An 8,106-nucleotide genomic window follows, 5' to 3' on the forward strand; every position below is an offset into this window, starting at 1 on the left:
CTTAACATTCTTCAGAAAAAATTTCGCAAACTTTTTCGGTTTTTGCTTTTTCCGCTACTTCGGGTATAACTTCTTCCCCTTTTGAAAATATTAGGGCAAAGAAAGTGGCTACTACAATTTCTATGAGTACGCTCATTGTCCTGTTATTGTATCGGTTTCTGTTGTCGGTATTTCTTCGTCTGGAAAATCTTCATTTAAAGATTCTTCTTCGCTCTCTTCTGTATCCCAATCACTCTCAGAATCTCCCCATGGATCCTCTTCCTCGGCGGGACAGTCAAGACATTCTGTTCCTTCACGGGTAATCTTAAGGTGTCTCTCTTCATATCCATTGTGCAGGATGTCACCATAATAATCTGTATTCCTGTGGAAGGAATAGGTGTTATCTGCAGCATAAAGGACAGTACCTACCGGTAAAAATAAAGTCACCTGCACCTTTTGCTCCCTGTACTTGTTGGAAGGGTCTGTAGTGAGTATACCGCTTAAGTCAAGTCGGCCGTTTGAATAGCTGGTATTGTAGCTTATCTCTTCGGCTCTTTGACGGGCTTCCTCGTAGCTCTTGCCTTCTGCTTCTTTTATGACCTCCAGCCTTGCCAGGGAATCCAAAGTGGATTTAACGATCAACTGCACATTTTGCGACCAAATCACTTTCCTGTTACTGTCGTCATAGGATATGTTGAAATCTTCGGACTGATATGGAGTTGAATTGAACTGAGGATCTCCCACCATATTCACATATAAGGTGTCATTGGCGGTTACAGGAAGATTTTCGGTAATCCTCACCTCCCCGTCAAAAGCTCTCTCGGTAGCCTGCTGAATTCCGAAGAATATAAGACCAAGTACAGAAATTATCCATAGCCCGAGCAGCACCAGCTTTGCAGTTCTTCCAATTGATCTAAGGTTCTTGACCAGGATCTTTAGTCCCAGGATAAAAAGGAAGAAAAATGGAATTCCCACGGCAAAGAAAGCAAGAAGGGAAATGATCCAGATACTTTCGGCTCCCGGTCCGGCGATTTCCACAAAGTCTGTCCATGGAGCTTCTATGATCCCAAAAGTTCCTATAGAAAAGAGACCAATGAACAATCCTATTAAGGTGGCTCCCGCGATCAATATGAGGAAGATCCCAATAAGTTTTACAAAAAGATTAAGGATGAATTTTACGACATCACCTACTGCAGTCGCAGCCGAATTTGCACCGGACCGCGCCTTATAACCGTATTTTTCGTAGTTGATGTCCTTCATCTTTCCCGACACCTCGTCGAACCCCTCTCTTATTTTGCGCTCAATGTTACTAATGGTAACCGGCTCTCCACGCATTGCGAGTTTATCGGCAGTGGTTTTAGCTTCGGGCACAAAGATCCAAAGCGCGATGTATATTAAAATAAAAGCACCGGTCGAGAAGATCGTTAAAAGGATCCACAGGATTCTTAACCATAAAGCATCTATTCCTGTATAATGGGCAAGCCCCGATGAAACTCCTCCTATATAGCTGTTATCGGTATCCCGAAACAGCTTTTTTCCTCTGGTTTTACGGTATACTGGTTCATCCTCGAAGATCTCATCATCCAGTACATAATCTTCGGGTTGTCCCATAACCGAGATCACTTCATCTACTTCTCTAATGCCAATTACCTGTCTTTCATTTTGGATCTTTTCAGCAAAAAGTTCGGCTATACGTGCTTCAATATCATGAATGATCTCTTCCTGGCCCGAGGTGTTGGTGAGAGATCTTCTTATCGCCTCTAGGTAATGTTGAAGTCTGGCATAAGCATCCTCATCAATATGAAAGAAAATGCCGGCAAGATTTATATTGACTGTCTTATTCATGATTTTTAGGTTTTTGGGTGGTTACAATTGTTACTGCAGTTTGCAGTTCATCCCAGGTATGGGTGAGCTCTTTTAAAAATATTTTTCCTGTTTCGGTGAGCCCATAGTATTTCCTTGGTGGTCCACTGGTTGATTCTTCCCAGCGGTAGTTTAGTAACCCGGCATTTTTTAGGCGGGTAAGCAAAGGATAAATTGTTCCTTCCACCACCAGGAGTTTTGCGCTTTTAAGGGTGTCGAGGATTTCGGCTACGTATGCATCATTGTCTCTTAGTACAGACAATATGCAGTATTCTAAAACACCTTTGCGCATTTGTGCCTTTGTGTTTTCAATCTTCATAGTGTTTTGTTTTGAATGTTGATGAACTGTTCATTTTTTGATCGATTGATGATTAATGATTGACTGATGATGCGTTATTATAGATCCTGTTGAGGTTCTGTTTTCTCTGTAGCTGCGGAAGAATTGTGAATATTCTTTGCATTTAGAAAGTTAATGGTCAAAGGGTATTTATATAAGTGACCTTCCCCCGCGCGTATAGTTGCTGAAATTACCGCGTAAATATTAAGAACAAGTAATCCAAGAATAAGAAGCGCCATGATCACTACATATATAATAATTGGACTGGCTTCCATCGGATTTCCTATCCACTGGTGATGCTCATTAATGTATAATGGGCCATCAAAGTTTATTTTAATTCCAATTATGACTGCTCCTGCAATTCCTGCCATGACCAGAAAAATAAAATAAAGAAAAAGACTTATTTGAAAATTGAGCGCCTGTTTCCCGTGTTCATTCACAAAAGGATCGTTCTTTTTTGCAGTCCAGAAGATCAAAGGAAAAATAAAGTTTCCAAAGGGAAAGAAAAACTGGCTGAAGGTAGACAGGTGGATTAATGCTGCTACGGTCTTGTCTGGATTTGTTGATTGATTGTTCATTATGATTGATTTTCTTATACAAATATATATCTTAAAGATGGTATTATGCAAAACAAAGTACTATATTTTTTTAGCTGGGTGCAAAATTTAACATTTTAACATGTTGAATAATTTGAATACTTTTAAAGAAATCAACAATGACTATGGAAGTTTCTTCCCAAAAATTAAATTCTTTTTTAATGTTTAAACTTCCCAGTGCCTGGCTCTGTGGAGTAAGAGTAAAGGAAATTGATGAAAATCACTGTCTTACAACAGTAAGGCACCGCTGGATCAACCAAAACCCGTTCAATTCTTTGTATTTTGCAGTGCAGGCTATGGCTGCAGAGTTGAGTACAGGCGCTCTTGTAATGACAGCCATACAGGCTAAGGGGAAGCGTATTTCAATGCTGGTTGCACAGAATAATGCCAAGTTTAGCAAAAAAGCAAAAGGGAAAATTTCCTTTATATGTAATGATGCTCATCTTGTCACTGCAGCTATTGAAGAGACTATAAAGACTGGCGAGGGACAAACTTTTTGGATGCGTTCCCGGGGATTAAATGAGGAAGGACAGGAGGTTTCTGTCTTTGAATTCGAGTGGACGATTAAATTGAAGTGATCAGTGCTCGGTGCTCAGTGATCAGGTTTTTTCTTTAAACCTTAAACCTTAAACCTTAAACCTTGAACTTTAAATCTTATTAATATGAATGCACACGAAATAGACTACGAAATCTTTGGAGAGGAGATGCAGTATGTGGAGCTGGAGCTGGATCCACAGGAAGCTGTAATTGCCGAAGCCGGCAATTTTATGATGATGAACGACGGGATCAAGATGGACACTATCTTTGGGGATGGTTCCAAACAGAATGAAGGGTTCTTAGGGAAAGTACTGGGAGCCGGAAAAAGGTTGCTTACCGGGGAAAGTCTCTTTATGACCATCTTCACCAATCAGGTTCCGGGAAAAAAGAAAATAAGTTTTGCCTCTCCTTATCCGGGGAAAGTGATCCCCATTGATCTTACCGAGTATGGCGGGAAGTTCATTTGTCAAAAAGATGCTTTTTTATGCGCTGCAAAAGGAGTTGCCATTGGCGTGGAGTTTAGTCGTAAACTAGGTCGCGGTTTCTTTGGAGGAGAAGGGTTTATAATGCAGAAGCTGGAAGGTGATGGGATGGCCTTCGTACATTCGGGCGGTACTACAGCTAAAAAGGTATTGCAACCTGGAGAAAAGCTCAAGGTGGATACCGGTTGTATCATTGGTTTTACCAGGGATGTAAACTACGACATTGAGTTTATAGGAGGCATTAAAAACAGCCTTTTTGGAGGGGAAGGTTTATTCTATGCTACCCTTACAGGACCGGGTACAGTCTTCGTCCAGTCTTTGCCATTTAGTAGACTGGCAGGTCGAATTTTAGCTGCAGCACCACAAGGCGGCGGTAGAGATAAAGGAGAAGGAAGTATCCTTGGAGGCCTTGGAAATATGGTAAGTGGAGATAACCGTTTTTAAGTGTTAAATTAGCTTCTTCTTGTTCCCTTTTAGGAAAAAAAGCTTATTTTTATAACTGTTAACGAAAACGATTTCGCTTATAGATAACCATTACTTTTTCTAACCAAGGTTAACTAATTTTTACCATTATGGCAAGAGCGATGTTTGAGTACACCAAGACAGTACTAAGTAAAGTAAGTTTTGATGTTACTCTGTTCTGCAAAGAGGTTAAAAAGGCACTTCAGCGATTATTACCTTATGAAATTGAGGAGTTGAAGTTGTACATTTTTACCCTGATTCGGCAAAACCCCGAATTAAATAAATGTCTAATTTATCTAAATCCTTAAAATAAAAAGCGGCTAATTAAAAGCCGCTTTTTTTACTTTTAATTGTGTTATTTTTTATGAATTGGACTAATGATCTTCACGTTCTGGAAGGCAATTGCTCCTTTGACAACACCTGCGATCGTGCTGCGCAGAGCTTCCACGATCTGCATTTTTAATTCACTTTTATTGTAAATGAGACTTACTTCCCTTGCCGGGTTAGGTTCCGAGAACATCCTTATGTTCTTTTGTTCATTTTCTTTAAGATCCAAAGTATGCAGGTAGGGGAGAAGGGTCATTCCCAGCCCCTCATTGGCAAGCTTTATCATGGTTTCAAAGCTACCACTCTCCAGCTGGAAATGTTGATCACTTGATTTACGTGTAGCCTTGCATAAATTGAGAATTCCATCCTTAAAACAATGCCCGTCTTCTAATAACAGGATATCGTCGAGGTCAAGATCTTCGGCCTCAAGTTTATTTTTAGAATGTAATCTATGCCCCGGCGGAGTATAACCTACAAAAGGTTCATAATAAAGAACCTGTTCTTTTATATTTGGTAGTTCCAAAGGAGTGGCAGCAATAGCTGCGTCAAGATGACCGTCTTCAAGTTTTTCAATTATTGCTTCGGTATGAAGTTCCTCTATTTTTAACTTCACTTTTGGGTACTTTTTTATAAAATTATGCAGGAACATTGGCAGGAGCGTTGGCATAACAGTAGGAATTACCCCCAATCTAAAAAGCCCGCCTACAAATCCTTTTTGTTGATCCACGATATCTTTAATCCTGTCACTCTCGTTCACAATGTTACGGGCCTGTTGAACGATCTTACGACCGGTCTCTGTAAGCTCAATAGGCTTTTTACTGCGGTCGAAGATAAGTACATCGAGTTCATCCTCCAGTTTCTGAATCTGCATACTAAGAGTAGGCTGGGTTACAAATACTTTTTGTGCCGCTTTTGTGAAGTTTTGATGTTCGGCCACCGCTAAAACGTAGTGTAACTGTGTAATGGTCATAGATTCCAGAATTTGTTCAGATGCAAAAGTATTTATTTTTTCTATAGAAATAATAAAAAAAGGTTCATTCCTCTATAATTGGATCCTGGAAAGTATAGTTATATAAAATGAAAAGAGCCGGGGTCATCCCGGCTCTTTTCAAAAAAATATATTCTTTAATCACTCTCCGCGGAGAATTTTATTAAAAGTTTTACTTGGTCGCATTGCTGCTGTGACCTTATCTTCTTCAGGTTTGTAATAGCCTCCAATATCCACAGGGGATCCCTGTGCGTCTATAAGCTCCTGTAAGATTCTCTCTTCATTTTCTTTCAGCTTAGTGCTTACCTTCTCAAAATGCTCTTTTAGCTCCTTGTCTTCGTTCTGTTCAGCTACAGCTTGTGCCCAAAAAAGAGCTAAATAAAAATGACTGCCCCTGTTGTCAAGTTCATTGACCTTGCGGGATGGAGATTTATCTTTTTCCAGGAATTCTTCCGTAGCTTTATCAAGGGCATTGGCGAGAACCAGCGCTCTTTTATTGTCATACTTTTCTCCAAGATGTTCCAGGGAAACAGCAAGTGCGAGAAACTCTCCCAGAGAATCCCAACGCAAATGTCCTTCCTCCACAAACTGTTGAACGTGCTTTGGAGCAGAACCACCGGCACCGGTTTCGAACAATCCGCCGCCATTCATAAGAGGAACGATAGACAACATCTTGGCGCTTGTACCCAGTTCCAGGATAGGAAAAAGATCTGTCAGGTAATCCCTAAGGACATTTCCTGTTACCGAGATTGTGTCTTTTCCTTCTTTAACGCGCTCCAGGGTATACCTGGTAGCATCTTCAACAGACATTATCTTGATCTCGAGCCCCGCTGTATCCTGATCCTTAAGATAAAGCTCTACTTTTTTTATAACTTCTGCATCGTGTCCACGGTCTTTATCCAGCCAGAAAATGGCGGGAGAACCTGTAGCTCTTGCACGATTCACTGCCAATTTCACCCAGTCCTGGATCGCAGCATCCTTTGTTTGGCACGCTCTCCAAATGTCTCCTTTTTCCACATTATGCTCCATAAGAACCTTACCGTCTCCGGTTACGATCTGCACAACTCCTGCTTCTTTTAATTCGAAGGTCTTGTCATGAGATCCATATTCCTCGGCTTTTTGAGCCATAAGGCCCACATTGGGAACTGTACCCATTGTTGTTGGGTCAAATGCACCCTTTTCCTTACAGAACTGGATAGTGGTTTCATAAAGATCTGCATAACTACTATCGGGGATCACGGCTTTCGTATCCTGCGGATTACCATCTGCATTCCACATTTTTCCTGAAGTTCGAATCATTGCAGGCATAGAAGCATCAATGATCACGTCACTGGGCACATGGAGGTTCGTAATTCCCTTGTCTGAATTTACCATGGCCAAATCGGGTCCCTCCTTTAGATCTTTTTCGATCCTGGAATTGATCTCCTGTCTTTTAGCATCGGGAAGGTTGTTGATCGCATTTAGCACATCTCCGAGCCCGCTATTAGGGTCGGCACCGGCCTCCTGAAGTTCATTTCCGTATTTTTCGAATATGTCTTTAAAGAAAACCTTTACTGCATGACCAAAAATAATAGGGTCGGACACTTTCATCATAGTCGCCTTCATGTGCAAAGAAAAAAGAACTCCTTTGTCTTTGGCATCCTTCACCTGTTCTTCAAGAAATTTAATAAGAGCTTTTTTACTCATAAAAGTTCCGTCAATAATTTCCCCTTTTTGAAGCTGAAGATCTTTTTTGAGAACCGTGGTTTTTCCTGATTCGCTTTTAAGCTGAATATTCACCTTTGTTGCCTCCTGAAGAGTAACAGATTTTTCATTATGCCTAAAGTCATCCTTGCTCATGGTGGCAACATGACTTTTGGAGTCTTTGCTCCATTCACCCATTGAGTGTGGATGTTTTTTCGCGTAGTTTTTTACAGCTTTTGGTGCGCGCCTGTCCGAATTTCCTTCGCGGAGTACAGGATTTACAGCACTACCTTTTACCTTATCATACTTCGACTGAATTTCTTTTTCTTCATCTGTTTTTGGTTCATCGGGATAACTTGGGAGATTGTATCCCTTTTGCTGCAATTCTTCTATAGCTGTTTTTAACTGTGGAATGGAGGCACTAATGTTTGGGAGCTTGATGATATTGGCTTCGGGTTGTTTTGCCAGTTCTCCTAATTCGGCAAGATCGTCGGAGACTCTCTGATCTTCGTTAAGTCTTTCGGGGAACTGGGCAAGAATTCTTCCTGCTAAAGATATATCCCTTGTTTCCAGTTTGACATTTGCCGGTTTTGTGAAGGATTCAACAACTGGTAAAAAAGAATATGTAGCGAGGGCAGGAGCCTCATCTGTCTTAGTATAAATAATTCTGGCTGTTTTTGACATATTGAATATTTTAATTTTTGATCAAGAGTGTGCAATTTACCATTTTTAAAGCGTATTTCACAGGTTGGAAGGTTAAGATAGAGAGAGAAAGAGGATCAATCTCAAAAGTTGGGTCTAAAGTGAAAAATAAGTTTCTTTGCGGATAAATATTTCCCGGTGAATAAAGAG

Annotated in this window: 9 protein-coding genes; 3 read left to right on the forward strand and 6 right to left on the reverse strand. The window is 40.6% G+C overall.

From position 1 onward, the window contains the following. Window position 1 precedes the first annotated feature (1 nt). From OU683_RS16185 to OU683_RS16200, 4 genes are all read right to left on the reverse strand, one after another. Window positions 2–136: a hypothetical protein gene (locus OU683_RS16185; RefSeq protein ID WP_268140202.1), complete on the reverse strand. Its 135-nt coding sequence runs from the start codon at window positions 134–136 to the stop codon at window positions 2–4. Next, complete coding sequence (locus tag OU683_RS16190; protein WP_268140204.1) at window positions 133–1,824, reverse strand: PspC domain-containing protein; 1,692 nt, start codon at window positions 1,822–1,824, stop codon at window positions 133–135. Before OU683_RS16190 ends, OU683_RS16185 begins: the two co-directional genes overlap by 4 nt. Further along, window positions 1,817–2,161, reverse strand: a complete 345-nt coding sequence (locus OU683_RS16195) for a PadR family transcriptional regulator (protein ID WP_228916590.1) — start codon at window positions 2,159–2,161, stop codon at window positions 1,817–1,819. The genes OU683_RS16190 and OU683_RS16195 overlap by 8 nt, the downstream gene beginning before the upstream one ends. Before the next feature lie 77 nt (window positions 2,162–2,238). Next, entirely contained in the window at window positions 2,239–2,757 is a 519-nt protein-coding gene (locus OU683_RS16200) for a DUF4870 domain-containing protein (RefSeq protein WP_268140206.1), read from the reverse strand. Between the two features lie 143 nt (window positions 2,758–2,900). On the opposite strand from OU683_RS16200, the gene OU683_RS16205 reads away from it, so the two are divergent. The 3 genes from OU683_RS16205 (at window position 2,901) to OU683_RS16215 (ending at window position 4,564) form a co-directional block, all read left to right on the forward strand. Continuing rightward, window positions 2,901–3,353 (forward strand): DUF4442 domain-containing protein, encoded by a 453-nt coding sequence (locus OU683_RS16205; RefSeq protein WP_268140209.1) that lies wholly within the window; start codon window positions 2,901–2,903, stop codon window positions 3,351–3,353. An 84-nt stretch (window positions 3,354–3,437) separates the two neighbouring features. Next, window positions 3,438–4,238: a TIGR00266 family protein gene (locus tag OU683_RS16210; RefSeq protein ID WP_268140211.1), complete on the forward strand. Its 801-nt coding sequence runs from the start codon at window positions 3,438–3,440 to the stop codon at window positions 4,236–4,238. Window positions 4,239–4,366: 128 nt separating this feature from the next. Next, window positions 4,367–4,564, forward strand: a complete 198-nt coding sequence (locus tag OU683_RS16215; RefSeq protein WP_029034693.1) for a hypothetical protein — start codon at window positions 4,367–4,369, stop codon at window positions 4,562–4,564. 47 nt (window positions 4,565–4,611) lie between these two features. Here OU683_RS16215 and OU683_RS16220 read toward each other — a convergent pair whose 3' ends face one another. Then, on the reverse strand, window positions 4,612–5,553 hold the full coding sequence (locus OU683_RS16220; RefSeq protein ID WP_268140214.1) for a LysR family transcriptional regulator: 942 nt from the start codon (window positions 5,551–5,553) through the stop codon (window positions 4,612–4,614). A gap of 159 nt (window positions 5,554–5,712) precedes the next feature. Further along, the gene (locus OU683_RS16225) at window positions 5,713–7,938 is read right to left on the reverse strand and encodes an NADP-dependent isocitrate dehydrogenase (RefSeq protein ID WP_268140216.1); all 2,226 of its coding nucleotides are present in this window, start codon (window positions 7,936–7,938) and stop codon (window positions 5,713–5,715) included. Between the last annotated feature and the right edge of the window lie 168 nt (window positions 7,939–8,106).

It is taken from the genome of Salinimicrobium sp. TH3 (assembly GCF_026676115.1).
In the GTDB taxonomy this organism is placed as follows: domain Bacteria; phylum Bacteroidota; class Bacteroidia; order Flavobacteriales; family Flavobacteriaceae; genus Salinimicrobium.

What these genes read in the sequence shown, in the direction of transcription:
- OU683_RS16200 (WP_268140206.1), bottom strand. Translation starts at nt 2,757, where the DNA reads ATGAACAATCAATCAACAAATCCAGACAAGACCGTAGCAGCATTAATC.
- OU683_RS16225 (WP_268140216.1), bottom strand. Translation starts at nt 7,938, where the DNA reads ATGTCAAAAACAGCCAGAATTATTTATACTAAGACAGATGAGGCTCCT.
- OU683_RS16185 (WP_268140202.1), bottom strand. Translation starts at nt 136, where the DNA reads ATGAGCGTACTCATAGAAATTGTAGTAGCCACTTTCTTTGCCCTAATA.
- OU683_RS16220 (WP_268140214.1), bottom strand. Translation starts at nt 5,553, where the DNA reads ATGACCATTACACAGTTACACTACGTTTTAGCGGTGGCCGAACATCAA.
- OU683_RS16205 (WP_268140209.1), top strand. Translation starts at nt 2,901, where the DNA reads ATGGAAGTTTCTTCCCAAAAATTAAATTCTTTTTTAATGTTTAAACTT.
- OU683_RS16210 (WP_268140211.1), top strand. Translation starts at nt 3,438, where the DNA reads ATGAATGCACACGAAATAGACTACGAAATCTTTGGAGAGGAGATGCAG.
- OU683_RS16195 (WP_228916590.1), bottom strand. Translation starts at nt 2,161, where the DNA reads ATGAAGATTGAAAACACAAAGGCACAAATGCGCAAAGGTGTTTTAGAA.
- OU683_RS16215 (WP_029034693.1), top strand. Translation starts at nt 4,367, where the DNA reads ATGGCAAGAGCGATGTTTGAGTACACCAAGACAGTACTAAGTAAAGTA.
- OU683_RS16190 (WP_268140204.1), bottom strand. Translation starts at nt 1,824, where the DNA reads ATGAATAAGACAGTCAATATAAATCTTGCCGGCATTTTCTTTCATATT.